Source organism: Staphylococcus sp. EG-SA-2, from assembly GCF_017152085.1.
This window is the reverse complement of the sequence record NZ_JACYHC010000161.1, coordinates 1-534: the sequence shown is the minus strand read 5'-3', so window position 1 is coordinate 534 and position 534 is coordinate 1. Positions and strand designations below refer to the sequence as shown.

General features: G+C 35.4%; 1 protein-coding gene. It reads left to right on the top strand.

Annotated elements, in window-relative coordinates; genetic code table 11:
• Nucleotides 1-534 (top strand): AAA family ATPase (locus IDG60_RS01525; RefSeq protein ID WP_206160411.1); only part of this gene is annotated, 534 nt, incomplete at both ends.

Here is a 534-nt window from a genome sequence, read left to right as displayed (position 1 = left end):
GTATTGCCAAAGCAATTTCGGGCAGTACGCAATATAAATTCAGACAATTGAATGCTGTAACTAACACTAAAAAAGATATGCAACTTGTTGTTGAAGAAGCTAAAATGTCTGGTCAAGTTATCTTGTTATTAGATGAAATACATCGACTAGATAAAGCTAAACAAGACTTTTTATTACCTCATTTAGAAAATGGCAAAATCGTCTTGATCGGTGCTACAACTTCAAATCCTTATCATGCTATCAATCCAGCGATTCGTTCAAGAGCGCAAATTTTTGAGTTATATCCTTTAAATGATGAAGATGTGCGCCAAGCGTTAACTCGTGCAATAGAAGATGAAGAGAATGGTTTGAAAACATATCAACCCAAAATTGATGAAGATGCCATGACCTACTTTTCTACACAAAGTCAAGGTGATGTTCGTAGTGCGTTAAATGCATTGGAATTAGCTGTATTAAGCGCAGATAATGACAAAGACGGTTATCGACATGTTACATTGCAAGATGCTAAAGACTGTTTACAAAAAGGTGCATTTG